We start from the raw sequence: 24,774 nt of genomic DNA, 5'->3' as shown, positions 1-24,774 counted from the left end.
AAAGTCATTGCATTACCCCCTTCCAAGGCTATCCCTGATAGCCATGACTCCATGGAGAACGTCATGACCAACTCCTCCGATGTTGTGATTCTTTCCGGCGCCCGCACGCCCATGGGCGGCATGCTCGGCAGCCTCGCCAGCCTCACCGCGCCGGAACTCTGCGCCACGGCCATCCAGGCTGCCATCGAACGCGCCGGCATCGAGGCTGCCAGCATCGACGAAGGCATCCTCGGCTGTGTGCTGCCCGGCGGGGTCAAGCAGGGGCCCGGACGCCAGGCCATGCGCAAGGCCGGCATCCCGGACGGCATCGGTGCCACCACCATCAACAAGCTGTGCGGTTCCGGCATGAAGGCCACCATGCTCGCCCACGACCTGATTCGTGCCGGCAGCGGCAGCATCCTCCTGGCGGGTGGCATGGAGTCGATGTCCAACGCGCCCCACGTGCTGACCAAGGCCCGCAGCGGCTATCGCCTCGGTCACGGTGAACTCAAGGATCACATGTTCCTGGATGGCCTGGAGGACGCCGAGACCGGCAAGCTGATGGGTGCCTTCGCCCAGCAGGTCGCCGACGAGCGCGGTTATTCCCGGGAGCGCATGGACGACTTCGCCATCGCCTCCCTAGAGCGCGCCATGGCCGCTCATGAAAACGGCGAGCTGAAGGGCGAGATGGTGCCGGTGGTGGTGAAGAGCCGCGCCGGGGAAAGCATCGTCGAGCACGACGAACAGCCCTTCCAGGCCAAGCTCGACAAGATTCGCGGCCTACGGCCGGCCTTTGCCAAGGACGGCACCATCACCGCCGCCAACGCCAGTTCCATCTCCGACGGCGCCTCGGCCCTGCTGCTCGCCGACCGCGCCACCGCCGAGCGTGAAGGCCTCAAGCCGATGGCCCGTCTCCTGGGCCATAGCACGCACTCCCAGCACCCGAGCGAGTTCACCATCGCCCCGGTGGGTGCCATCGACAAGCTGCTCAAGAAGCTCGACTGGCGAGTGGACGATGTCGACCTGTTCGAGATCAACGAAGCCTTCGCCGTGGTCACGCTGATGGCCATGGACGATCACCGTATCCCGCACGACAAGGTCAACGTGTTCGGCGGTGCCTGTGCCCAGGGCCACCCAATCGGCTCCACTGGCTCGCGGATCATCGTCACCCTGCTCAACGCCCTGCGCCAGCGTGGCGGCAAGCGCGGCATCGCCAGCCTGTGCATCGGCGGCGGCGAGGCCACGGCGGTGGCGGTGGAACTGATCGACTGACTGTCGGCGGCGACTTCGGTGCCCGTCCTCCTCGACCCGGAGACGGGCATCTTCATGCTTACGGCGGCGCCAGACGATCCAGCCTCAACCGCTCCCTACCATCGAACAGGCGCCGACTCCCTGCCGCCACCGCCACGAGGGTACCGAAACCGGTGCCGAGGGTGATGGTGAACATGATGAGTATCTGGTACTTCACCGCCAGCGCCGGCGGGCTGCCGGCGAGTATCTGCCCGGTCATCATGCCCGGCAGGCTGACCACGCCGGCGGCGGCCATGGCGTTGATGATCGGCATCAGGCCGCTGCGCATCGCCTCGCGGCGGATGTCGCCGATCGCCTCCTGCCAGCGCTCGCCGAGCATCAGGCGATTCTCGATCACGCCGCGCTGACGCCAGGCGGTGTCCGTGAGACGGTCCAGGGCCAGGGCCACGCCGGTCATGGTGTTGCCGAGCATCATGCCCAGCAGCGGGATGGCATATTGGGGGCGATACCAGGGCTCGGGGCCGATGATCACGGTCAGGGTCAGCACCGCGACGGTAAACGAGGAAAGGAACATCGCCAGGGTGCCGATGCCGAAGGCCCAACCGCCCAGCAGGCGGCGTTTCTGGCGGGCCATCACCTCGCGCCCGGCGATCAGCAGCATGCCCAGCGCCATCAAGGCCACCCAGTGCAGCCGCGCCGAGGCGAACAGTGCTTCCAGCACCAGGCCGACTAGGGCGAGCTGAATCACGGTGCGTGCTGCGGCGATCAGCAGGCTCTTGCTCATGCCCAGTCGCGCGGCGCCGACACAGCCCGCCAGCGCCACGACCAGCAGCGCTGCCAGGGCCAGTTGCCACCAGGAGAGCGCGATCACGTCCATGGGCTTGCCGCTTCGTTCGCCGCCCGGTCCACCAGTCGTCTCGCCTCGATGCGCAAGTGGCGATCGGCGACTCTCGCGATCTGCCCCGGATCATGAGCCACCCAGAGCACCGGCCAGCCCTCCTGGCGGATGCGCGCCATGAGCCAGGTTTCCACCCGGTGCACGCTGGTCTCATCCAGATTGGCGGTGGGTTCGTCGAGCAGCAAGGCCGAGGGGCCCCGGCACAGCGCGCGCAGCAGCGCCAGGCGCTGTTTCTCCCCGGAAGAGAGCCGACTCACCTGCCAGCCCAGCACCTCGTGCTCGAAACCGAGCGCCGCGAGATCATCCATGACGGGCTCGACAATGAAGTGCTCTCCGACGCTGTCCGCCCACCAGTGGCTTTCCGCCGGCACCAGCATGACGCGTCGGCGCCACAGATGCCCTGCCATGCGGGACTGCGCCTGCTCGCCCAGCCGGACGTCACCATCGTGGGGCTCAAGGTCCGCCACGGCGCGAAGCAGCCGGCTCTTGCCCGAGCCGCTGGCGCCGGAAAGACACACGATCTGGCCCGGCGTGATGGTCAGATCGAGCGTCAGGAGTACGCCGACACTCAATTGTTCGAGCGTCAGGGGGAGGCCTCGGGACATCGCATGCTCCAGGACAGACAAGACAGCTTTCAGCGATCATAGCAAGACGGCGTCCGGCATCCCACGACGATGCCCTTGGCGAAGTGCTGTGAATCTGGAAAATGCGGCGGCACCTACTCCCGGCAAGACATGCATCGAAACCGCGAAACTCGACGCGTCACTTCGCCTTGAGCACGCCGCGTCAAAGATGCTTGCGCGTCTCGACAAAGCCCATCTGCAGGAGCAACCGGCGTAGCGCTTCCAGCACTTCCTGAGTCGACGCGGTGTCTTTTACGACTACTCGACGCTTGGACAATTCGCCACGGCCCACCCATGATTAGGCGATGCAAAACGAATGGTTGAGACGCTTCCCCCTGGCGATCATCGTCATCGCCCAGCTCTTTGGCACGTCCCTGTGGTTCAGCGTCAACGGGGTCGGACTGGCGTTGCAACGGGACCTGGGCATCTCGGAAGCCGAGCTGGGTCGGCTAACCTTGATGGTCCAGGCCGGCTTCATCGCGGGCACCTTGACGATCGCGGCGACCGGCCTCGCCGATCGCTTCCGCGCCAGCCACATCTTCGCCTTTTCCTGCCTGGTCGGCGCCCTGATCAATGCCGGGTTCATCCTCAGCGCCGCCGCCCAACCGATGGCCTTGCTGTTGCGCTTTCTGACCGGCGTGTGCCTGGCGGGCATCTATCCCTTGGGCATGAAGATGGTGATCGGCTGGACACCGCGCCATACCGGTGCGGCACTTGCCTGGCTGGTCGGCATGCTGACGCTCGGCACCGCCCTGCCGCATCTGCTGCGAGGTGTCACGTTCACCTTCGGCTGGCAGATTCCCTTGCTGCTGGCGTCCGGGCTCGCCCTGCTCGGCGGCGCCCTGGTCGTCTTCCTGGGCGACGGCCCGCATCTGCCGGCCTCCAGCGGTCGCCTGCATTGGCGCGACGGTCTCGCCGCCTTCAGGAAACGTGATTTCCGCGCCGTGGCCAGCGGCTACTTCGGCCACTGCTGGGAACTTTATGCCTTCTGGATGCTGGTGCCCTTCCTGGTCGCCCGGGAGATCCAGCGCTTGGGGTTATCGACCCAGAGTCTGTCCTGGCTAGCCTTCGCCATCATCGCCCTGGGAACGATCGGTTGCCTCTATGGCGGCTTCTTGAGCAAGCGCATCGGCAGCCTCAAGGTGGCGCGCCGGGCCCTCGCCTGCTCGGGGCTGACCGGGCTGCTTTATCCTCTCCTCGGCGATGCGCCTTCCCTGCTGTTGCTCGGGCTGCTGTGCCTGTGGGGGTTCAGCGTGATTGCCGATTCGCCACAATTTTCGGCCCTGGCGGCCGCCACGGCCCCCCGGGAGCAGGTCGGCTCCACCCTGGCGATCATGAACGCCATCGGTTTCGCCCTGACCATCCCCGCCATTTCGATCACCTCGACGCTATGGGCAGCCTACGAGTTGTGGGTGGTGTGGCTGCTGTTGCCCGGCCCGGCACTCGGGCTCTGGGCCTTGCGCAGCGCCTTTTGCTCTCGCGATGCGGCGCCAGCCATCAACCGTAGCGCCCGGTAATGTAATCCTCGGCCTTCTTGGTATGAGGATTGGAAAACATCATGCGCGTGTCGTTGTACTCGATCAGTTCACCCAGGTGGAAGAAGGCCGTGTAATCCGCGACCCGCGCCGCCTGCTGCATGTTGTGGGTGACCGTGACGATGGTGAACTGCTGCTTGAGCTTGTCCATCAGGTCCTCGATGGTTGCCGTCGAGATCGGGTCCAGCGCCGAGGTCGGCTCGTCCATCAGGATCACGTCGGGTTTCACCGCGATGGCCCGGGCGATGCACAGGCGTTGCTGCTGCCCCCCCGAAAGCGAGGTGCCGGGTTCGGCAAGCTTGTCCTTGACCTCGTTCCAGAGCCCGGCATCGCGCAGGGCCTGCTCCACCAGCTCGTCCTGATCCGACTTGCGGCTGACCAGGTCATGCATGCGCGGCGCGTAGGCGATGTTCTCGTAGATCGACTTGGGGAACGGGTTGGGCTTCTGGAACACCATGCCCACCCGCCGGCGCAGGGCGATCTCGTCCATCTTGGCTTCGTTGACATCGCGACCGTCCATCTCGACGAGCCCTTCGATCCTGACATTCTTGATCAGGTCGTTCATGCGATTGAGGCAGCGTAGAAAGGTCGACTTGCCGCATCCCGAAGGGCCAATCAGCGCCGTGACGTTCTTCTGGAAGATGTCGATATTGACGTTCTTGAGCGCCTGATTCTTTCCGTACCAGAGATTGAGGTCGCGCACGCGAATACTCAGATCGTGATTGGCGTCCTCGTTGACCCTGACCGGTTGGCCCGGTGACGAGTCATGTGCCTGCTTCGGCGCCCCGGTCTCGGCTCTTGCGATCTGTTCGTTGATCATGGGTTCGTCCTGTTGGTGTCGTTGGCTTGAAGGATGCTTACCAGCGACGTTCGAATTTCTTGCGCAGCCACACGGCGGTGGCATTGAGCGAGATCAGCACGGCGAGCAGTACCAGGATGCCGCCCGCGGTCTTCTCGACGAAGGCACGATCCGGCTCGCCGGCCCAGGTGAATATCTGCGCGGGCATCACCGTCGACGCGTCGGTAAACGATGCCGAGACATCGGGAATGAACGCCACCATGCCGATGATGATCAGCGGCGCCGTCTCTCCCATGGCCTGGGCCAGGCCGATGATCGACCCGGTGAGGATGCCCGGCAGCGACACGGGGAGCACATGGTCGCGCACCACCTGCCAGCGCGAGCAGCCGACCCCGAAGGCCGCCTGGCGTATGGTGTCCGGCACGCTACGCAGCGCAGTCCGGGTGGCAATGATGATCACCGGCAGCGTCATCAGGGCCAGCGTCAGACCGCCGACGATGGGCGTCGAGCGCGGCACGCCGAAGAAGTTGATGTAGATTGCCAGGCCCAGCAGGCCGAACAGGATAGACGGCACCGCCGCCAGGTTGTTGATATTGATCTCGATGGTCTGGGTAAGCCAGTTGTCGGTGGCGAACTCCTCGAGATAGATTGCGGTCATCACGCCGATCGGGAAACACACCAGCATGGTCACGATCATCGTCATGACCGTTCCCATGGCGGCAGCGGCGATCCCTGCCAGCTCGGGCATCTTGGAGTCGCCCGAAGTGAAGAAGCGGGTATTGAATTTCAGCTCCGCCCGTCCCTGTTCCGCCAGCTTGTCGACGACGGTCCGCTGACTCTCCTTAAGCCCGGAATGGTTACCCTTGAGGTACTGGTCCACCGAACTGTCCGCCAGCACCCACTCCATGCGGGTGGTGCCCATCAGCTCCGGATTCTGCTTCATCGCTCTCGGCAGGGTGCGTAGAAAACCGCGACTCACCAGACGCCGCACGTCTTCATTCACTGCTGCCGGGGGCATCTGCTGGCTTTGCTCGCTGTAGGTCACCTCGACCTGGATCTGGGCCTGCTGGAACGCCGGTAACCCCTTGATGAGCATGTCGCTGATGAACACCACCAGAAAGGCTGCGGCCAGAATGAGCGCGCTCATGGACACCCACTTCAGGCGTGCCGACTTGCGATGGCGTCGCTTGAGCTGAGCGGTGATCTCGTCGAAGGATTGACTCATGGATTCTTCCTTACCATCACAGATCGTTGGCGCGGTATTTTTCGCGGAAGCGACGGATCATGATCACCGACACCATGTTCAGTGTCAGGGTGACCACGAACAGCACCAGCCCCAGGGCAAAGGCGGACAGCGTCTCGGCACTCTCGAACTCCTGGTCCCCGGTCAGCGCGGCGACGATGCGTACCGTCACGGTGGTCATGTCTTCCAGCGGGTTGGCGGTCAGGTTGGGCCGCATGCCGGCGGCCATGACCACGATCATGGTCTCGCCCAGGGCTCGAGATACCGCCAGCAGCGAGGCCGAGATGATGCCGGGGATGGCGGCGGGCAGCACGACACTGGTGATGGTCTCCGCCTTGGTCATGCCCAGCGCCAGCGACCCCTGACGCATGCTGTCCGGCACCGCATTGATCACGTCGTCGGAGAGCGATGAAATGAAGGGAATGATCATGATCCCCATCACGATGCCCGGTGCCAGGGCGTTGTTGAAGGACGCATCCAGCCCGAAGAATCCGGCGACATCGACGATGACCGGCGCCACGGTGATGGCGGCAAAGAAGCCGTAGACCACCGTGGGAATACCGGCCAGCACCTCGAGCACCGGCTTGGCCAGGGTCCGCACCCGGGTCGGCGCGAACTCGGCCATGTAGATGGCCGCCAGCAGCCCTATCGGGATTGCGACCAGCATCGCGATCAGCGTGATGATGAAGGTGCCGGCGAACAGCGGTACCGACCCGAACTGGGCCGCACTGGCACCCTCGTCGGCTCGTCCGGCAGCCGCCAGGAAGCTGTCACCCGGCGCCCAGGTGGTACCGGTGATGAATTCCCAGAAACTCTGCATCTGGAAGAACCGGAGTGCCTCGAACACGATCGACAGCAGAATGCCCAGGGTCGTGACGATCGAGACCATTGCTGCGGTGGCCAGCACCGCGCGGATCACCACCTCGATGGCCTGGCGAGCGTGAAAGGTGGGACGTACCTGCATCAGACCGACCAGCAGGCCGATCGTGGCAACGACCAGGCTGGCACCGAGCAGGTAGAGCGTGGGAATTTCTGCCCCGATCAGCAGCATGACGAAGGCGCCGAGTGCCCCTACCAGCACCGCGGGTCCTGCCGTCGTCAATACCGAAAACCAGGCATACTGGTCCGGCTGTGCGTACATCGCCATGCCATTCTCGCGCAACCGAGAAGCCCGGGCTCGCGCCATGAAGAAGGCAGCCAGCCCCAGGGCCAGGAGCACGCCGGAGAACAGCAGGTAAATTTGGTTGGTCGGCATCAGAACTCTCGTGAAATAAACCCGAAATCACCCGGGCCTCATCATCGATATAGGCCGACAGCAAGGGCTATCGGCCTATTCTCCTATTTTCCGAGGCACTTACTTGAGTGCTGAAAGCTCGAGCTTTTCCTTGCTTTCAAGAGCGTTACGTTGCTCCTGGCGCTCTTCCTCCGGCAGCGAGATCAGGCCGAGATCCCTCAGATAACCCATCGGCGCGATCATCTGCTCACTCATGAACAGAGTGGCATACTCGTACATCGCCGGCACTTCGTCGGCATGCTGGTTCTTCACGTAGAAGAACAGCGAACGCGACACCGGATACTCACCCGAGCTGATCGCCTCGGGCTCCGGCTCGACACCATCGATCGAGGCCCCGTTCAGGCTGTCGGAGTTCTCTTCAAGGAAGGAGTAACCGAAGATGCCGAAGGCCTCGGTATTCTCCGAAAGACGCTGGACGATCAGGTTATCGTTCTCGCCGGCATCGATATAGGCGCCGTCGGAGCGAATGTCGGTATAGGCTTCACCCCCGTAGGCTTCCATGTCTTCCGAGGCCGCCTCCATGACCAGCTCCTCGAAGGCGTCCCGGGTGCCGGACGTGGTGGGCGGTCCGTAGACGATGATCTCGCGATCCGGCAGCGATGAGTCGATGTCGCTCCACTTCTCGTAGGGGTTGTCGACCAGCTCGCCATCCTGCGGCACCTTGGCGGCCAGGGCCATGAACAGCTGTTCACGGGTAAGGTTCAGCGTGTCGTTACCGCTCGATTGGGCGAAGGCGATGCCGTCGTAACCGATCTTGGCCTCGGTGATATCGGTGACGCCGTTCTCCTGGCAACGCTCGAATTCCGATGTCTTCATGCGGCGCGAAGCGTTGGTGATGTCCGGCGTACCCTCACCGACACCGTTGCAGAACAGCCGCAGACCACCACCGGAGCCGGTGGACTCGATCACCGGCGTCGGGTAATCGGTCGTGGCCCCGAACTCCTCGGCGACATAGCTGGCGAATGGATAGACGGTGCTTGACCCGACGATACGCACCTGGTCCCGCGCTTGTGCAACTCCGGCGACGCTGAGGACGGCGGCGGCGATAGCGGTTGTCTTGAGGATGCGATTCATGCGTGAACTCCTGTCGATGAGAGTGATCAACCTTCGCGTGAGACACGATGCCTAACGAAAGTGACAGATTCATGACAAGCAGGCGCCACCAGAATAATAATCCAGCGCCAACGGGCTCGCCAACGCCCCCGACACATTCAGCCGCGTAACGCGGCCCCCGACAATACCCTCACCCCCAGGTTGCCGATGACGGCGGCGCCCAGCATGGTCAACACCACGGGCCAGGCGCTGTGAATCTCGAAGACACCGACCAGTATTCCGGCCAGGGCACCACAGGAGAATTGCACGCTGCCCAGCAGTGCCGTCGCGGTCGCGCTCATGCGCGGGAAGTGGTCGAGCATCGAAGACATGGCATTGGGGCTGATCAGCCCCTGCATCCCGACGAAGATCACCATCAGCGGCGCCACCACGTAGAGCGACCCCAGCCCGAGAGCAAGAACGGCCGCCAGCAACACTCCGCTGGCGAGCTGCACCCCCAGCCCCAGCAGCAGGTTGCGTTGGGGAGAGCGGTAACGAAGCAGGCGAATGTTGAGCCGATTCGAGCCCGCCATGACGACGACGTTGGCACCGAACACGAATGGATAGGCAGCAGGCGACAGGCCGAAATACTCCATGTACAGGAAAGGCGACCCGGTGATGAAGGCAAACATGCCCGCGAAGGACATCGCCACCGCGCAGATGTACCCCATCGCCTCGCGATGACGCAGCACGGCAAGGTAGTTGCTCAGCACCCGGCGGAAATCAGGAGCAGCCGGGTCACGACCGTGGGTCTCGGGAAGATAGCGTCGCAACAGCCAGAGCACGAAGGCGGCGTAGACGGCAAGGAAGACGAAGATCAGCCACCAGTCCGCCAGGTAGAGCAGCAGGCTGCCGAGCGCCGGTGCGACCAGCGGTGCCAGCAGCATGATCATGACCATGGTCGACAGCACCTTGGCCGCTTCGCGCCCGCTGAAACAATCGCGCACGATGGCGGCGGAGTTGACCACCGAGGCTCCACCGCCCAGAGCCTGCACGAAGCGCAGCGTCCAGAGCATTCCCAGCGAGTCGACCTGAGTGATCGCCAGGCTGGCGAACAGGAACACGCCGATGCCGCCGAACAGCACCGGACGGCGGCCAACGCGATCCGAGAGGGGACCAAACACCAGCTGCCCCAGGGCGAACCCCAGCAGGAACACGCTGATCGACAGCTCGGTACGGTGGACGCTGGCTTCTATTGCATCGGCCAGCGCAGGGATCGCCGGCAGGTAGGCGTCGATGGCAAAAGGCGCCAGAGCGGTATTCGCTGCGACCAGCAGGGCGATGCGTCGGGAATCCGGTTTCTGCATGAGCCTCCTTGCTAAGACAGCAACGGAATCGGTGCGCCGTCGATAAGGAGGCTAATGATAGCAGCATCGGGGAGTAGATTTGACCGAGCACATCCACGGCCTCCCTGCCGACCGTGAACGCTTCTCTCGGCTTGCCACCCGGCCGGCGGCCCAGGAAAGTGCGAGACTGACGCCGGCCCTATTGGCGCCGCTTGTACCCGTGGACATCGACTTGACCAGATTCTCGCGCTGATAAAGGCCCTCGTAGATCGCCGCCCCGACACGCAGGGCGATCGCCACGAGGGTGATATTCACCGCCGTTTCGTGTATCTCCTCGAGTGTCGAATTTCCCCATCCCCAGTCGGTGGTCAGCAGCCAGCCACTCACGCCGATCACACCGACGGCAGCGAGCAGAAACAGGACATCACCGCCTTCCTGCACAGCCTGACCGGGGACCAGCCCAAGGTGACGTACCCCATTCTGCCGCCCAGCACAGCCGATACGCCCCGTCCCCAGCTCGGCGTGGGCGAGAATCCCACACGCACTCAATAGGCGAGGCACCGGCCATCGGTGCTGAACGAATCAGGCCGATGGCCATGCCAGGGCAACAGGTGGGCAGTAGGCAGTAGCCGGGAACTAGTGAGCCGACTTGGCCTCCTGGGCCTCCAGCAGTTCCACCAGGGGTTGAAACTCCTCGCGATTATGCTCGTTCATGCGCATCAGGATGCGGTGCGCTTCCAGGATGCGGTGCTGCAGCCCCTGCTCGTCGGACTCGACCTGAGGGAGGTCGGCAAGCGTTTCAGGCTCTGTCATGGGCGTCCGTACCAGGGTGAAGTAACGCGAGAAGCCCATGACGTCGAGCATGCGCCGAACATCAGGATGATCGACGACGATGGTCGGAGGATGTTCGACACGCTCCTGGACGGCAATGGCCACCTTGGCCAGAAAGCCCAATGCCGTGGAATCCACGTTGGTCGCCTCACGCAGGTCGATGAGCACCGTCTTGAGTCCCGGCATCGCCGCCAAGCGCTGCGCCTCCTTGTCCAGCGTGGCACAGAGGGTCAAGCGCACGTCACCGCACAGCTTGAGCACGAACACACCGGCTTCGAAGGCCGCCTTGAGTCGCCCTTCATGAGTTATCATGGTCGAATCCGCTCAGCTTCATGATGGTAAGATCATCGGGAAGTTCTTGGTGTTCCATCGCACCGCCCCCCAAGGGACGGCCCACCCCCAACCCGGCACGCAGCGATGCCACATCGGAACAACGGCTGACGCGCGAGTAGAGCTCCTCGAGTCGCGATTCGAGGGTGCTGCCCGGCAAGCACTCCAGCACCCCGTCCGAGCAGAGCCATAGCCGAAACTCGCTAGGAAGAGCACAGCCATAGGAAGAATAAAGCATCTTGGGAAACAACCCCACGGGCATGCCCTCTCCTTCCAGCACCACAAGGCCCTCGGCGCTGGCCAGCAAGGGCATCGGCAACTGTGCGCCCAGCGAATAATGCAGATAGCGCCGCTGGTGGTCAATGACACCAACGAACAAGGTGGCATGCTTGTCGATGCCGGTGTCCAGCAGTTCGGCGTTGAGTCTTGTCAGCCATTCGGCAGCCAGCGCCTCCGGCGACTCGCCATCCCACTCGTTCAGCCAACGATTGCAGAGATATTTCAGGAGCACGGTCACGAAGGCCGACGAGGCGCCATGCCCCGAGACATCGGCGAAGTAGAAGATACTGTAGCGGTCATCGAAACGCTGAAAATCGAGGAAATCGCCGGAGAGGTAGAGGGAAGGCGTCAGGCAATATTCGCACTGAACGCCATTGACCGACAATCTCGAGGGAGGCAGCAACTTGCTCTGTATCTGTCCCCCGGCCTGCTGATCGAGGCGCAGCATGGCCAGATGGGTCTCGAGCGTTTCGTTGCGTTCGATCAGCTCGGCGCGTTCTCGGGCGTGCGCTTCGGCGACCTGGCGCTGTTCCAGTGCCTTCCCGATCAGGCGTGACAACACGGCGCCATGTCGCAACGGGTCGACCACCTGCCCCACGACACCGGCACTGATTGCCTCGAGCAACCCATCATCGGCATAGGTCTCGGCGATCACCAGCACGGGATGGCCTCGAACCAACGAGGACCACTGCCGGTCGCTCACGGCCCGGGCGTGGGCGACGACCAGCGTTACCCCGGCGGCCAGGTTTTCCACATCATCCGCGGTGACGACATCGAAACCGTGACCGGCAAGTGCCTTCACCAAGGCATCGCGTCCGGCGCCGGGCAGGTCGATGAGGCCAAGGAGTGCTGACGAACTGGGCATGGCGTCACGCACCCTAATCGGCAAAGTCGCTGTCGTCGAAATCGAAGTCGTCACTGGCGAACGGATCCTCCCCTGTCCGGCCATCGTTGACTTCGAATCGACGGCGTTGCAGGTAAGTGTCACGCAGGAAGATGTAGCGGTCGCCGCGGATCAGCTCCTCCTGTTCCAGGAAGCTGGCCCGCAAATCGACCAGTTCGAGAAAGCGCAGCCCGTAGCGTGTCGTGTCGTCGTCCAGATAGGTGACCGGATCCGTATACCAGTCCGCCGGGATCCCACCGGCATGGCGCAATGTGCGCCCCCCGAGCAGCGGCAATACCACATAGGGCCCCTCGGCAACCCCCCAGACCGCCAGGGTCTGGCCGAAATCCTCGTCTCGGGCCTGCCACTCCATGCGGCTTGCGGGATCCAGCACGCCCCCCAGCCCCAGGGTGCTGTTGACGAGGAAACGACCCGATGCCGCCCCGGCATTCGCCCACTTCCACTGCAGGGCGCTGTTGGCGATGTTGCGAATCTCCCCGAGGTTGGAGAAGAAGTTGCCGACGCCGTTCTGGACGGGCTGCGGTGTGATGGTGTCGTAGCCCTGGGCGATGGGCTTGAGGGCATAGCGATCGATGAATTCGTTGAAGGCAAAGACCCGACGATTGAAGCCCTCCCAGGGATCGACCGGCTCCGGCTGCTGTCGTGCCTGACTGGCACAACCACCCAGCAGGGTGCCGAGAAGCAGGGTCACAAGCAGCTTGTTGGTATTCTTCATGACGTCACCTTGCGTACCAGCACACTGCCAGCACTGTAGCCGGCACCGAAGGAGCACACCACACCCAGGGCGTTGTCGGGCAGGTCGTCTCGATGCAAGTGAAAGGCGATGATCGAACCGGCCGAACTGGTATTGGCATAGCGATCGAGGATGACCGGGGCCTGCTCCGGCGTCGGCTCGACACCGAGCACGCGCCTCGCGATCAGATCATTCATGTGGCGATTGGCCTGGTGCAGCCACAACCGCGCCAGTCGATCACCGCTCACCTGGGCAGAGGCCAGATGTTCGGTGATGAGCTGCGCCACCATCGGGCACACCTCCTTGAACACCCGGCGCCCTTCCTGCACGAATAGCTTGTCTTCCGCCAGGGGGTCGCTATCGGTCACACGATTGAGAAAGCCGGCGTTGTTGCGGATGGCATTCGAATAGCGCGTGACCAGGCGCGTCCCGAGGATCTCGAAGCGGGATGCGGCGGTGGCGATGTCATCGGCTTCGATCACGATCGCGGTACAGGCATCGCCGAAGATGAAATGGCTGTCACGGTCGCGAAAATTCAGGTGGGCCGAACAGATTTCAGGACTGACCACCAATGCCCGCTGGATGCTGCCGTTGCCGATGGCATTCGCGGCAGTATCGATGGCGAAGGTGGCGGAGCTGCAGGCGACGTTCATGTCGAAGGCGTAACCTCGCGTGCCCAGTGCCATCTGCAATTCCACCGCGACCGCCGGATAGGAGCGCTCGAGATTGGAGCAGGCGACGATCAGCAGGTCGATATCGCCGGCCTCCACCCCGGCCCGGTCCAGCGCCTCCCGTGCCGCTACCACGCCCATCTCGCACTGGATCGAGTCTTCGTCGTTGGCGCGCCGGGGCAGGCGCGGACGCATGCGATCGGGGTCGAGAATGCCTTCGGCATCCAGTACGTAGCGGCTATGAATGCCCGACGCCTTGACGATGAATTCCGTGCTGGAATAGGCCAGGGGCTCCCGTTCCCCTCGCTTGATGGCATCCGCCTGGCGCGCATTCTCTCTGTCGACCCAGGTATTGAAGGAGGCCACCAGGGCATCGTTGTCGATGGCGTGTTCCGGGGTGTACAGGCCGGTGCCGGTAATCACGGCATGTGTCATCTCTTTCTCCTTGCGACGGCGCGCCCGTGGTCGCCGTTATGGTTCTCGAATCGTCCTGGCAGTGTCTGCCACTAGCCGATGATCTCGGCCCAGCGACGTTCGAGACGCTTGGCTGAAACAGGCATGCGCGTGCCCAACTGCTGGGCGAACAGCGATACCCGGAACTCCTCGAGCCACCAGCCGAACTCGTCCAGGGCCGGTGCCTCCTCGCCCCGCTGCTGTTCGGCCTGGCGTCGATTGATCAAGCGTGCCTCGAAATCCTGCACTTCCTGCATGGCCATCTGATCGCGCATGCGCTCGCGGGGCGCCTTTTCGAGACGAATCTGCGCCGCCTGCATGTAACGCGGGTATTCGTTGAGCCATTCGCCGGCCTCGCTGATGAAGCCGGGATGCACCAGACGCTGCATCTGAGCCTTGAGGTCGCTGTACACCAGTGCCAGAGACAGGCTGAGATTGCCCTTCAACGCCTGCGTCACTGCCAGGTGCCCTTCCAGCGCCTTGTGCAGCACGGGAACCAGTGCTTCGCCATAGGCCACCAGCCGACCACGCCGTTCATCCAGCCGGGCCTCGAGCGCCTGTCGAGAGCGCGGCAGGGGGTCAAAGGCGATCTCGTGCAGGAAGACCGCTTCGACCAGATCCTCCAGTAACTGCGGCTTGCTGCCGACCTTGGCGAACAGCAGCGCACAGCGGTCCAACCCCTTCAAGCCCTTGAGCGCCTTGACCTGATCCGGCAAGCGCTGCATGGCCAGCCGCTTGATACCTTGGCGATGAGCCTCCCGAGCCTTCATGGGGTGATCGAACATGGCGATGGCCAGGCGTCTCTTGCCGTCGCCACTCGGCTTGCCCTCGATCAAGGCCGGATAGGCCTCGACCCGAATGCCGGCCTGGCTGGTGGCATGCGACTCGGCCAATGGCGTCTCGGGCAGCTCATCGACATCCTCCGAGGCGGCAGTGGACTCGCCAAGCGCCTGCGCCCCCGCTTCGGCGGCAGCGGAAAAACGGCGTTCGAGCGCCGCCAGGTCGCGGCCCTGGCCCAGGTATCGCCCCTCGTGATCCACCACCTTCAGATTCATGTGCAGATGGGGTTCCAGCTGTTCCTGACGCCAGTCGTCCGGCGACAGTCGCAGGCCGGTCTTGACGCGCAGGAACTCACCCAGCGCTTCGGTCAGGGGCCGGTTGTCCGGCGCGATGCTCTCCAGTGCGGCATCCACCCAGTCGGGAATCGGCACGACCTGGCGACGAACCGACTTGGGCAGCGATTTGAGCAGCGCGATGGCCTTTTCCCGCAACAGACCCGGCACCAACCACTCGAGGCGGTGGCGCGGCAGTTGCGAGAGCATGGCAGCCGGTACGGTCATGGTCACCCCATCATCCTCGGCACCCGGCGCGAAATGGTAGCTCAATGGATAGCTGACACCGTTCAGCACCAGTTCGTCCGGGTACTGGGCGGCACTGATATCGTCGACCTCACGCGCCAGCAGCGTCGCCTTGTCCAGCTTGAGCATGTCCGGATCGTCGGCTTCGGCCTTGCGGCGCCAATGTTCGAACCCCTTGCCGTTGACGATGCCTTCGGGAAGCAGCCGATCGTAGAAATCGAACAGTGTTTCTTCATCAATCAGAATATCGCGCTTTCGCGCACGATCTTCAAGGTTTTCCACTTCATCGATCAGGGCTCGGTTATGGGTGAAGAAGTCGGCGTTGGTCCGGTACTCCCCTTCGACCAGGGCGCGGCGGATGAAAATCTCCCGCGCCTCCCGCGGGGCGATCGGCCCATAGTGCACCTTGCGCCGGGCGACGATCGGCAAGCCGAACAGCGTCACCTGCTCGAACGCCACCACCTGGGCGCGCTTCATTTCCCAGTGAGGCTCGCTGTAGCTGCGCTTGCTCAGGTGCCCGGCCAGGGGCTCGATCCACTCGGGCTGGATACGCGCCACTTCCCGGGCGAAGAGCCGCGAGGTCTCGACGAGCTCCCCGGCCATGACCCATTTCGGCGTCTTCCTGGCCAGGCCCGATCCCGGGTGGATCATGAAGCGACGGTTGCGCGCCCCCAGGTATTCGCGGTTCTCGATGAACTGGCCGATATTCGACAGCAAACCGCTCAGCAGGGCCTGGTGCAGCCGGTTGTGCTGCCGCTTGAGCGTTTCGCGATCGATACCCTCCGTCTCCGCGTTTCGAGAGCCGGCCTCCAGAGGCTTTGGCGTTGCAGGCAGGTGGATATCCATGTCGCGCAGCAACTGGCGCAACTGACGGTAGGTATCGTGCCACTCACGTACCCGCAGATAATTGATGAAGTGCTCGCGACACCAGCGCCGCAGCTGGTTGCCGGAAAGCTCGCTCCGGGCCGCCTCGAACCCCTCCCACAGATTGAGCCAGGCAACGAAGTCCGAATCCGGGTCTTCCCAGCGCTTGTGAGCCTGGTCGGCGGCCTGGCGCTTGTCCGCGGGTCGTTCTCGCGGGTCTTGCACCGACAGGGCGCTGACCACGATCAACACGTCGCGCAGGCATTCCCGTTCGGCGCCGGCCAGCACCATGCGTGCCAGGCGCGGGTCGATGGGCAGTCGGGCCAGCCGCCGGCCGGTCGACGTCAGCCGGTTGCCCTCATCCACCGCACCCAGCTCGAACAGCAGGCGAAAGCCATCCTTGACGAAGCGCGAATCCGGTGCATCGACGAAGGGGAATGCCGCAATGTCACCCAGCTTCAGGGAGAGCATCGAGAGGATGACCGAGGCCAGGTTGGTGCGCTGTATCTCGGGCTCGGTGAACTCGGGTCGCGCAAGAAAGTCCTCCTCGCTGTAGAGACGGATGCACACCCCTTCGGCGATACGCCCGCAGCGCCCCTTGCGCTGATCCGCGCTGGCCTGGCTCACCGGCTCGATGGGCAGTCGTTGCACCTTGGCTCGGTAGCTGTAGCGACTGATGCGCACCAGGCCCGGATCGATCACGTAGCGAATCCCGGGCACCGTCAATGACGTCTCGGCCACATTCGTCGCCAGCACGATGCGACGCCCGGTGTGCGACTGAAACACCCGGTTCTGCTCCGCGTTGGACAGGCGGGCGTAGAGCGGCAGGACCTCGGTATGCTTGAAGTCGGCCCGGCGCAGCGTGTCGGCGGTTTCGCGAATCTCCCGCTCCCCGGGCAGGAAGATCAGCACGTCCCGGGGGCCGCCGAACCAGCGCTTCTCGCGCTCGATGGCCTCGACCTCTTCCATGGCGTGCACGATCCCCTCCTGCAGGGTGCGATCCTCTTCATCGTCGGCGTCGCGCACCAGGGGCCGATAGCGCACCTCCACGGGGTAGGTGCGCCCGGAGACCTGCACCACCGGGGCCGGTTGCGGCTTTCCTTGTGATCGGGGCTTGGCGAAATGGGCAGCAAAACGCTCCACGTCGATGGTCGCCGAGGTGATGATGATCTTGAGATCCGGGCGCCGGGGCATCAGGCGCTTGAGGTAGCCCAGCAGGAAATCGATGTTGAGGCTGCGCTCGTGGGCCTCGTCGATGATGACCGCCTCGTAGCGACTGAGATCCGGATCATGCTGGGTCTCGGCGAGCAGGATGCCGTCGGTCATCAGCTTGACCAGGGTGCGCTCGTTGGTCTGGTCGGTGAAGCGTATCTGATAGCCGACCTGCTCTCCCAGGGGCACTTCCAGCTCTTCGGCCAGCCGGGTGGCGACGGAGCGTGCCGCCAGGCGGCGGGGCTGGGTGTGTCCGATCAGGCCGCGTCGACCCAGGCCGAGTTCCAGGCACAACTTGGGAAGCTGGGTGGTTTTCCCCGAGCCGGTTTCGCCAGCCACGACGACGACCTGATGCGACTCGAGGGCTTCGAGCAACTCTTCCCGGTGCTCGACCACGGGCAGTGACGGCGGATAGTTCAGGCTGACGCTCAAGCGGCGCCGTTCATCCAGCCTTCTGCGAGAAGCCTCCAGGCGTCTGGCGATCTCCCCCAATCCCCGGTCCGCGGGCTTGCCTTGGCGAATTCGACGCTCCAGCCCGTCGAGGCGCCCCCCCAGGGAGAGGGCGTCCTGCAACAGGCAGTCGTCGAGTCGTTTCCTGAGGGCGGCCAGTTCGGCGTATTCGTCGGTGGAAGAAGATGGGAGCGTGCTGCTCAAAGACAACCTCGTCGAAGATGGGAACAAAGTACCCGCCCCAGTGGCGCCGGGGCGGGCCACACATTGTATCGCCACTGGGATGGGTTGCCTAATCGAGCCTGTCGATTGCGGCGATAGCGTCAGCGAACAATCCTGCAACCGAGGTTCTTGCAGGCGGACATGGAGCCGAGGCAATTCTCCACGTTCTCGAAGCCATGCTGGCTCAGCAACGATGCCGCTACCGCAGCACGCTTGCCGCTGCCGCAGAAGGTCACGATGGGCTTGTCCCTGGGCAGCTCGTCAAGACGCTCGGGCAGATGCCCCAGGTAGATGTGCGTGGCATTTTCCAGGTGCCCCGCTTCGTATTCGTCGATGGCACGCACATCGAGCAGCACGAAGTCCTCGCTGCGTTCGTAGCGCTGCAACAGTCTGGCTGCAGAAATGGTGGGAATCACCGCGTAATCCGCTCCGCTGGCTTCCCAGGCGGTCATGCCCGGGGTCAGATAGGCGGATACCTTGTCGTAGCCCAGGCGATACAGGGCTCGCAACGACTCGTCGATGTCACCGGGCTCGTCGATCACCAGCCCCAGTTCGTCGTCGTAGGAGACCATCCAGCCGATGTAGGCCGGCGCCACGTCCGCGGGCATCGACAGGCTTCCCGGGATATGGGCGCCGCAGAAGGCCTCGGGAGTGCGCAGATCGAGCACTTTCAATCCATCCTGGCAGCGCTTCGCGAACTGGCCCGGCGCCAGTGCCTTGGGATGCGGCAGGGCATGCCGTTCGGGTGCGGCACTGTTGAGTTCTTCCATCTTGCGAAAATAGGGCGGCTGGTAATGGTGCTCATCGCGCTTGAGCTTGATGAACTCGTCTCGCCCGTGTTGCAGCATGGGATTGTAGCGACGCTCGTAACCCAGGGTGGAAAACTCCCGATCGGCCATGCCGCTGCCGCAGACGGAACCTGCCCCATGGGCCGGATAGAGCTGAACGCCATCGCCCAGGGGCAGCAGCTTGTCGAAGATACTGTCATAGAGCTTGGCGGCCGTCTCCTCGCGCCGGTCCGGGTAGAAATCGGTGCGCCCGACATCGCCGATGAACAGCGCATCACCGGTGAAAACCGCTACCGGCTCATCACTGAAGGCGGTATCCGCCAGCACGATGCTGATGCTGTCGAAGGTATGCCCCGGGGTTTCCAGTATGCTCAGGCGGGCGCTGCCGAGTTCGAAGGTCTGACCCTCCTGTACCGGTTCGGCGTGGTCCACCTCGCCACCTTGGCCATGAAACACCCGCGCGCCGGTGGCCTGAGCCAGGGCTTTCGAACCCACCACGTAGTCTTCATTGCGATGCGTCTCGAAGACGTGGGTGATGTTTGCACCCTCGCGCCGGGCGATATCGAGATAGACCTCGATGTCCCGGCGCGGGTCGATGACCGCGGCCTCGTTGCCGTCGACCACCATGTAGGAGAGGTGTGCAATTCCTTCTGACTTGATTTTCTCGAGGATCATTCCGGTCTCCTCCACTGGTGAAAACGCTGCAGAAAAAGCAGGCAAATAGCCGCCTCCTCTATCGTTATCACTATGCAATATGGAATCGACGCGGTGTTTCTTCAACACCTCCTTCCCGAAATGTCTGCCTACCCCTCGCCCTTGCCGTCGCGAAGCTCGCGCCGAAGCACCTTGCCCACGTTGGTCTTGGGCAACTCGTCGCGAAACTCGATCAGCTTGGGTACCTTGTAGGCCGTCAGCTCCTTGCGGCACCAGGCACGCAGGGCGTCGGCATCCAGGTCCTCGTTGCGCGAAACCACGAAGAGCTTGATGATCTCGCCACAGTTCTCGTCGGGAACCCCCACGGCAGCCGCCTCGATCACATCCGGGTGCCCGACCACCACATCCTCGATCTCGTTGGGATAGACGTTGAAGCCCGAGACGATGATCATGTCCTTCTTGCGATCGACGATGCGGATATAGCCGTCATCCTGCAACACGGCGACATCGCCGGTGCGGAACCAGCCCTCGTCGTCGATCACCGTGGCGGTTTCATCGGGGCGCTGCCAGTAGCCCTTCATCACCTGAGGGCCCTTGACGCACAGTTCCCCGGGCTCGCCGAACGGCAGGCTTTGGCCCTCGGCATCGATGACCTTGACCGAGGTGTCCGACACCGGCTTGCCGATGGTGCCCAGCTGAATGGCATCCGGGGGGTTGAAGGAGACGATCGGGGAGGTTTCGGTCAATCCGTAGCCTTCGGTCACCGGACAGCCCGTCACCTCTTCCCAGCGCTTGGCCACCACCTTGGTCAAGGCCATGCCGCCGGAGATGGTCAGCTTCAACGGGGAGAAATCCAGCGCCCGGAACTCCTCGCGATTGCACAAGGCGTTGAACAGCGTGTTGAGCCCCACGAAGCCGGTGTACCGGATCGATTTCAGGGTCTTGATGAAACCGTCGATGTCCCGGGGGTTGGTGATCAGCACCGTGTGATTGCCGGTCTCCATCATCAGCAGACAGTTCACGGTGAAGGTGTAGATGTGGTAGACCGGCAGCGGGGCCACGATGGTCTCGCAACCCTCGCCGAACACCCCCGACATCAGTATCCGCGCCTGGAGCATGTTGGCCACCAGGTTGGCATGGGTGAGCATCGCCCCTTTGGCCAGGCCAGTGGTGCCGCCGGTGTACTGCAATGCCGCGATATCCTCGAGTTGGCGCGGCACCTCGCGGTGCTCCAGCCCACGTCCCTTCGCCAGGGCGTGACGAAAGCCGACCTGCGTTGGCAGGGAGTAGCGCGGCACCATCTTCTTGACGTACTTGACCACCGCGTTGATCAGCAATCGCCTGGGGAACCCATGCAGATCGCCCAGTTCGGTCACCAGGACATGCTTGATCTCGGTACGCTTGAGTACCCGCTCCAGCTTGTCGGCCATGTTCGCCAGAATGACGATCGCCTTGGCTCCCGAATCGCTGAACTGGTGCTGCATCTCGCGCTCGGTATAGAGCGGATTGGTGTTGACCACCACCAGGCCGGCACGCAGCGCCCCGAATACCGCCACGGGAAACTGCAGGACGTTGGGAAGCTGAATGGCGATGCGATCCCCGGGTTCGAGATCGGTCTCGCTCTGCAGCCAGGCGGCAAAATCCGCCGACAGGCGATCCAGTTCCCGATAGGTCAACACCTGCCCCATGCAGCTGAACGCCGGCTTGTCCGCGAAGCGCTTGACCGAGGCATGGAAGACATCCATCACCGAAGCATACTCTTCCAACCCTTCCAGGGCCGGACCGGACAGAATGGGGGCAGTGGCGTGCTGACTCATGAACAGTTCTCCGCAATGCCGTCGCCTGAAGACGGCTTCTTGTTTTTGCTCCCACTCGAATGCATTTCGAAAGGAGCGTACTCGTGGGTGCCGGGCTCACTTCCCAAGGCCAAAGCCCTTTATAACAGCGTCAACTGTATTAAAACACCCGCTTGAAACTATAGTTTATGCATCGATGATGCCACCTCGGATGCAACGGTGTCGTGGCCATAGCGAGCGCTGATCTCGCCGTGTCGCCAAACCAGCAACTCGCCCGGGCTCATGCGCGTCCACTCCTCGTTGTCGGTCAATGCCTCGGTGGCGATCACCGAGACGATGTCGTTGCTGGTGGTGTGCTCGACGAAATCGACGATCAGATCCGCGTCACGCAACCGCGCCTTGCCGAAGGGCGCGCGTCGCGTGATATGCACCAGCTTCGTGGAGCAAAAGCAGTAGAGGTAGTGGCCATCCGAAAGAAGCAGGTTGAACACGCCCAGCGCTCTGAGGCGCTCGCACAACCCATGCAACGTCTCCCACAAGGCCCCCGGGTCCTCCGGAGGCTGGGGAAAGCGCTTGCGCAACTCTCCTAAAAGCCAGCAGAAGGCGTGTTCGCTATCGGTACGGCCAATCGGCCGGTAGAACGACAGCTCGAGCGTCTGCCACCCTTGGAGTTGCCCGTTATGGGCATAGCCCCACTGGCGCCCCCACATTTCCCGGGAGAATGGATGGGTATTGGCCAGACCCACATTGCCCACGTTGGCTTGCCGGATATGACTGATCACGATGTTCGACTTGATGGGGTACTCGCAGATCAGGCGGGCGATGGGCGAGTCCGCCGACGGGTGCGGATCACGAAATTCGCGATAGCCTCCCTGTTCGTAGAAGGCGATCCCCCAGCCGTCTCCATGCGGCCCGGTCTCGCCTCCCCGGCGCAGAAAACCAGTGAAACTGAAACAGATGTCCGTGGGCACGTTGGCACTCATGCCCAGCAACTCACACATGGGGTTCCTCCCGGGGCCGTCGGCGACGGTATGCCGCGCGACGCCTCCACAGCAAGACGATGAGTATCAGGATCACGCCGGTGGCAATCGCCATCCAGCCCGCGGGATCATCGCGATGCTCCCGCACCAGGCGTGGCACCGTATTGGCAATGCGACTCAGGTTGTCGCCGACCCTGTCCGCCAGCGAGGCTTCCGGCTCCTCTTCGCTCGCGGCCGGCTGCAGGCTTTCTCCGCTCAGCCCCTCACGATCCAGACGAACACTGCCCACCCCCCTGGCGGCATCGGCATTGAGATGCAGCGTCGGCAACTCGAGGACGCGAGTCTCTCCCTCCAGGGTCACGGTGGCCGTCAACTCGAGCGGTACCGTGATGTCCGGGTCGAGTTCGGGCAGTTCGATACGCCAATCACGGTGATCGACGGTGTCGACAGGCAATTCCTGGCCTTGCAACCGTGCTCTGATGCGCGTGTTGTCGTCGCGAAGCCGAGGATGCTCGGCATGCAACAAGACCCGGTTCGCCGATTCATCGACCCGGGCACTGACCGCAGCACGAACACTTACCGCCTGCTGGCGCTGACGGACGAAGTCGCCGCTGATGGCGGTCAGCAGCAAGCGTCCGCTCCCCACGAAGTCCGGTGCCGGAAGGCTGCCCGCGAAATGGTCATTGGTACGTTCGAGTCGCACCGATTGCTCGACCTGGCCCTGGGCGTTCTCCAGCTCGGCGCGCAGCACCAGGTTGTCGGGCTCACTGTCGGCGGTCAGGGGCGACCCCTGATTCTCCACCCAGGCCTCGAGCCGGGTGGAAAAGTCCATGTAGAGCACCGTCGGCAATTCCTCGACACGAAGCGACAGGGAGGAATCGACGTTGATGCGGCTATCCCGACCGATGCGCCCCTCGATCTGCCACTCCCCCGTCTCGGGATCGGGAATGGTGATGACGTCGAAGCGCCCCTGAGCCTGCCACTGGATATCCTCGGGATGATCCTCGGCGGTATAGCGCTTGCCATCGGGGCCTATCAGCGCCAGGGGCGGCGCATCGGGGCCATGGAACAGCAAGGCGGAAAAGGCATCGACCTGCCGGTAGATGGCGAATGTATCTTCCTCGAGCGGCACCTGATCGACCGGGAAGATGCGGTCGATCACGTCCAGAAAGGCGCGCAGCAGCGCCTCCGGGGTCTCGGCGACCGTGGCGAGCCCTCCGGTCGTGCTGGCCATCTGCCGGACCAGGGACTGATCCACGTCCGGGGAGAAGGCGACGGTGTGGATGACCACGCCCTCCTCGGCAAGCCGGGGCACGACGTCATCGAGCAGACGCTTGCGCGAGGCGGTGTCCTGGCGACGCTTGTCGTCCCTGGCGGCGGGAATGTCCACGACGCCATCGGTGAGCAGGATGAGATGCCGCTCACCCGCCCCCGAACTCGCCCGTGCTGCCTCGCGCACGGCACGTTCGATATCGGTGAACTGCTGGTAATCGACCAGGGCCGGCTTCAAGGCCAGCGCCCGTTCCCGCCAGGCCTGATCGACCGTGGAAGAAGGAAGCGGATTGGTGACTTCGCTCCCGAAGGTCCATAACCCGCCGGTGACACCGGAAGGCAACAGCGAGACCAGCAATTCCAGCGCACTACCGCTCAACCGGTTGGGGTCGTTCTGCTTCATGCTTCCCGACACATCGACTACCAGCCGCACGTCGGGGCTTTCCTGAGCCCAGCTACAGGTCGTCCCCAGCAGGAACAGCGCCAACACCCCCGCAACCAGTACTCGCATGTCGATGCCCTCAACCGATCATCGGCTCCTGACGCCGCTGGACGGACCCTGCTCGTTCTGCACGGTCCGACCGGGTTTCCCGTTCCCCCTGCCGGAGGCCATCGCGGCGACGCAACCAGCCCCACAGCATGACGCCGACCGCGACACCCAGACCGGCCCCCAACATCAGCAGGGCCAGTGCACTCGCCAGCACCTGCCCCTCATTCTGCAGGAAGGCGACGCCGCCCACGACCACCGCCGGCGCCAACCCTTCGTAGGGCGCTTCTCCCTCGAGCCTGGATAGGGTAAAACCCTTGGGCGTCCACAGCGCACCGGCCACGAATCCGGTGATCACGAAACGAGGCAACCGCGGCAACCAGCGAATCGCCAGGTAGCCAGTCACCAGCACCACCAGCGACAATGCCAGGTAACTCAGCCAAAGCAGCGGCATGGAGTCGGATATCAGCATTGATCTATGTCCTTGTCC

At 63.5% G+C, this 24,774-nt stretch carries 20 protein-coding genes; 2 read left to right on the top strand and 18 right to left on the bottom strand.

Going from position 1 to position 24,774, the window contains the following annotated elements; all coding sequences use genetic code 11:
• Nucleotides 1–63: 63 nt before the first annotated feature.
• Nucleotides 64–1,251: an acetyl-CoA C-acyltransferase gene (locus BUA41_RS08765; protein ID WP_072821826.1), complete on the top strand. Its 1,188-nt coding sequence runs from the start codon at nucleotides 64–66 to the stop codon at nucleotides 1,249–1,251.
• 58 nt (nucleotides 1,252–1,309) lie between these two features.
• Here the strand turns inward: BUA41_RS08765 and BUA41_RS08760 are convergent, their stop codons facing one another.
• Both BUA41_RS08760 and BUA41_RS08755 read right to left on the bottom strand, forming a co-directional pair.
• Nucleotides 1,310–2,107, bottom strand: coding sequence for an ABC transporter permease (locus BUA41_RS08760; RefSeq protein WP_072821824.1), 798 nt, complete (start codon nucleotides 2,105–2,107; stop codon nucleotides 1,310–1,312).
• On the bottom strand, nucleotides 2,098–2,733 hold the full coding sequence (locus BUA41_RS08755; protein ID WP_072821822.1) for an ABC transporter ATP-binding protein: 636 nt from the start codon (nucleotides 2,731–2,733) through the stop codon (nucleotides 2,098–2,100). Before BUA41_RS08755 ends, BUA41_RS08760 begins: the two co-directional genes overlap by 10 nt.
• Nucleotides 2,734–3,056: 323 nt before the next feature.
• Here BUA41_RS08755 and BUA41_RS08750 point away from each other — a divergent pair, with 323 nt between their 5' ends.
• Complete coding sequence (locus tag BUA41_RS08750) at nucleotides 3,057–4,268, top strand: MFS transporter (RefSeq protein WP_072821820.1); 1,212 nt, start codon at nucleotides 3,057–3,059, stop codon at nucleotides 4,266–4,268.
• Here the strand turns inward: BUA41_RS08750 and pstB are convergent.
• The 16 genes from pstB to BUA41_RS08670 form a co-directional block, all read right to left on the bottom strand.
• A complete protein-coding gene (pstB, locus tag BUA41_RS08745; protein ID WP_072821818.1) occupies nucleotides 4,249–5,106 on the bottom strand; it encodes a phosphate ABC transporter ATP-binding protein PstB in 858 nt (285 codons plus the stop codon). The two genes, BUA41_RS08750 and pstB, sit on opposite strands and share 20 nt — an antisense overlap.
• Nucleotides 5,107–5,143: 37 nt before the next feature.
• Nucleotides 5,144–6,310 carry a phosphate ABC transporter permease PstA gene (pstA, locus tag BUA41_RS08740; protein ID WP_072821816.1) on the bottom strand — a complete coding sequence of 389 codons (1,167 nt, stop codon included), beginning with the start codon at nucleotides 6,308–6,310 and terminating at the stop codon, nucleotides 5,144–5,146.
• Between the two features lie 16 nt (nucleotides 6,311–6,326).
• Nucleotides 6,327–7,583, bottom strand: a complete 1,257-nt coding sequence (gene pstC / locus BUA41_RS08735; protein WP_072821814.1) for a phosphate ABC transporter permease subunit PstC — start codon at nucleotides 7,581–7,583, stop codon at nucleotides 6,327–6,329.
• A 99-nt stretch (nucleotides 7,584–7,682) separates the two neighbouring features.
• Complete coding sequence (locus BUA41_RS08730) at nucleotides 7,683–8,696, bottom strand: PstS family phosphate ABC transporter substrate-binding protein (protein ID WP_072821812.1); 1,014 nt, start codon at nucleotides 8,694–8,696, stop codon at nucleotides 7,683–7,685.
• Between the two features lie 137 nt (nucleotides 8,697–8,833).
• Nucleotides 8,834–10,021 (bottom strand): Bcr/CflA family multidrug efflux MFS transporter, encoded by a 1,188-nt coding sequence (locus tag BUA41_RS08725; RefSeq protein WP_072821810.1) that lies wholly within the window; start codon nucleotides 10,019–10,021, stop codon nucleotides 8,834–8,836.
• Nucleotides 10,022–10,072: 51 nt separating this feature from the next.
• Nucleotides 10,073–10,549: a cytochrome b/b6 domain-containing protein gene (locus BUA41_RS18930; RefSeq protein WP_175546951.1), complete on the bottom strand. Its 477-nt coding sequence runs from the start codon at nucleotides 10,547–10,549 to the stop codon at nucleotides 10,073–10,075.
• 87 nt (nucleotides 10,550–10,636) lie between these two features.
• Entirely contained in the window at nucleotides 10,637–11,143 is a 507-nt protein-coding gene (locus BUA41_RS08715) for an STAS domain-containing protein (protein ID WP_072821806.1), read from the bottom strand.
• Nucleotides 11,130–12,305 carry a PP2C family protein-serine/threonine phosphatase gene (locus BUA41_RS08710; RefSeq protein ID WP_072821804.1) on the bottom strand — a complete coding sequence of 392 codons (1,176 nt, stop codon included), beginning with the start codon at nucleotides 12,303–12,305 and terminating at the stop codon, nucleotides 11,130–11,132. The genes BUA41_RS08715 and BUA41_RS08710 overlap by 14 nt, the downstream gene beginning before the upstream one ends.
• 13 nt (nucleotides 12,306–12,318) lie before the next feature.
• Nucleotides 12,319–13,059, bottom strand: coding sequence for an MlaA family lipoprotein (locus BUA41_RS08705; RefSeq protein ID WP_072821802.1), 741 nt, complete (start codon nucleotides 13,057–13,059; stop codon nucleotides 12,319–12,321).
• Complete coding sequence (locus BUA41_RS08700; protein WP_072821800.1) at nucleotides 13,056–14,183, bottom strand: beta-ketoacyl-ACP synthase III; 1,128 nt, start codon at nucleotides 14,181–14,183, stop codon at nucleotides 13,056–13,058. The genes BUA41_RS08705 and BUA41_RS08700 overlap by 4 nt, the downstream gene beginning before the upstream one ends.
• Before the next feature lie 71 nt (nucleotides 14,184–14,254).
• Entirely contained in the window at nucleotides 14,255–18,289 is a 4,035-nt protein-coding gene (hrpA, locus tag BUA41_RS08695; RefSeq protein WP_084671317.1) for an ATP-dependent RNA helicase HrpA, read from the bottom strand.
• 119 nt (nucleotides 18,290–18,408) lie between these two features.
• Nucleotides 18,409–19,770, bottom strand: coding sequence for an MBL fold metallo-hydrolase (locus BUA41_RS08690; protein WP_072821796.1), 1,362 nt, complete (start codon nucleotides 19,768–19,770; stop codon nucleotides 18,409–18,411).
• Between the two features lie 128 nt (nucleotides 19,771–19,898).
• Nucleotides 19,899–21,566, bottom strand: coding sequence for an AMP-binding protein (locus tag BUA41_RS08685; RefSeq protein WP_072821794.1), 1,668 nt, complete (start codon nucleotides 21,564–21,566; stop codon nucleotides 19,899–19,901).
• Between the two features lie 158 nt (nucleotides 21,567–21,724).
• Nucleotides 21,725–22,546: a class II glutamine amidotransferase gene (locus BUA41_RS08680; protein ID WP_072821793.1), complete on the bottom strand. Its 822-nt coding sequence runs from the start codon at nucleotides 22,544–22,546 to the stop codon at nucleotides 21,725–21,727.
• The gene (locus tag BUA41_RS08675) at nucleotides 22,539–24,308 is read right to left on the bottom strand and encodes a VWA domain-containing protein (RefSeq protein ID WP_072821792.1); all 1,770 of its coding nucleotides are present in this window, start codon (nucleotides 24,306–24,308) and stop codon (nucleotides 22,539–22,541) included. The genes BUA41_RS08680 and BUA41_RS08675 overlap by 8 nt, the downstream gene beginning before the upstream one ends.
• 10 nt (nucleotides 24,309–24,318) lie before the next feature.
• On the bottom strand, nucleotides 24,319–24,756 hold the full coding sequence (locus BUA41_RS08670; RefSeq protein ID WP_072821791.1) for a hypothetical protein: 438 nt from the start codon (nucleotides 24,754–24,756) through the stop codon (nucleotides 24,319–24,321).
• Nucleotides 24,757–24,774: the final 18 nt, after the last annotated feature.

The organism is Modicisalibacter ilicicola DSM 19980 (genome assembly GCF_900128925.1).
Taxonomy (GTDB): Bacteria; Pseudomonadota; Gammaproteobacteria; order Pseudomonadales; family Halomonadaceae; genus Modicisalibacter; species Modicisalibacter ilicicola.
This window is presented reverse-complemented; position numbering and strand designations above follow the sequence as displayed.

What these genes read in the sequence shown, in the direction of transcription:
- pstB (WP_072821818.1), bottom strand. Translation starts at nt 5,106, where the DNA reads ATGATCAACGAACAGATCGCAAGAGCCGAGACCGGGGCGCCGAAGCAG.
- BUA41_RS08730 (WP_072821812.1), bottom strand. Translation starts at nt 8,696, where the DNA reads ATGAATCGCATCCTCAAGACAACCGCTATCGCCGCCGCCGTCCTCAGC.
- BUA41_RS08705 (WP_072821802.1), bottom strand. Translation starts at nt 13,059, where the DNA reads ATGAAGAATACCAACAAGCTGCTTGTGACCCTGCTTCTCGGCACCCTG.
- BUA41_RS08680 (WP_072821793.1), bottom strand. Translation starts at nt 22,546, where the DNA reads ATGTGTGAGTTGCTGGGCATGAGTGCCAACGTGCCCACGGACATCTGT.
- BUA41_RS08755 (WP_072821822.1), bottom strand. Translation starts at nt 2,733, where the DNA reads ATGTCCCGAGGCCTCCCCCTGACGCTCGAACAATTGAGTGTCGGCGTA.
- BUA41_RS08750 (WP_072821820.1), top strand. Translation starts at nt 3,057, where the DNA reads ATGCAAAACGAATGGTTGAGACGCTTCCCCCTGGCGATCATCGTCATC.
- pstA (WP_072821816.1), bottom strand. Translation starts at nt 6,310, where the DNA reads ATGAGTCAATCCTTCGACGAGATCACCGCTCAGCTCAAGCGACGCCAT.
- BUA41_RS08670 (WP_072821791.1), bottom strand. Translation starts at nt 24,756, where the DNA reads ATGCTGATATCCGACTCCATGCCGCTGCTTTGGCTGAGTTACCTGGCA.
- BUA41_RS08675 (WP_072821792.1), bottom strand. Translation starts at nt 24,308, where the DNA reads ATGCGAGTACTGGTTGCGGGGGTGTTGGCGCTGTTCCTGCTGGGGACG.
- BUA41_RS08690 (WP_072821796.1), bottom strand. Translation starts at nt 19,770, where the DNA reads ATGATCCTCGAGAAAATCAAGTCAGAAGGAATTGCACACCTCTCCTAC.
- BUA41_RS08725 (WP_072821810.1), bottom strand. Translation starts at nt 10,021, where the DNA reads ATGCAGAAACCGGATTCCCGACGCATCGCCCTGCTGGTCGCAGCGAAT.
- BUA41_RS08765 (WP_072821826.1), top strand. Translation starts at nt 64, where the DNA reads ATGACCAACTCCTCCGATGTTGTGATTCTTTCCGGCGCCCGCACGCCC.
- BUA41_RS08760 (WP_072821824.1), bottom strand. Translation starts at nt 2,107, where the DNA reads ATGGACGTGATCGCGCTCTCCTGGTGGCAACTGGCCCTGGCAGCGCTG.
- pstC (WP_072821814.1), bottom strand. Translation starts at nt 7,583, where the DNA reads ATGCCGACCAACCAAATTTACCTGCTGTTCTCCGGCGTGCTCCTGGCC.
- BUA41_RS08710 (WP_072821804.1), bottom strand. Translation starts at nt 12,305, where the DNA reads ATGCCCAGTTCGTCAGCACTCCTTGGCCTCATCGACCTGCCCGGCGCC.
- BUA41_RS08715 (WP_072821806.1), bottom strand. Translation starts at nt 11,143, where the DNA reads ATGATAACTCATGAAGGGCGACTCAAGGCGGCCTTCGAAGCCGGTGTG.
- BUA41_RS08700 (WP_072821800.1), bottom strand. Translation starts at nt 14,183, where the DNA reads ATGACACATGCCGTGATTACCGGCACCGGCCTGTACACCCCGGAACAC.
- BUA41_RS08685 (WP_072821794.1), bottom strand. Translation starts at nt 21,566, where the DNA reads ATGAGTCAGCACGCCACTGCCCCCATTCTGTCCGGTCCGGCCCTGGAA.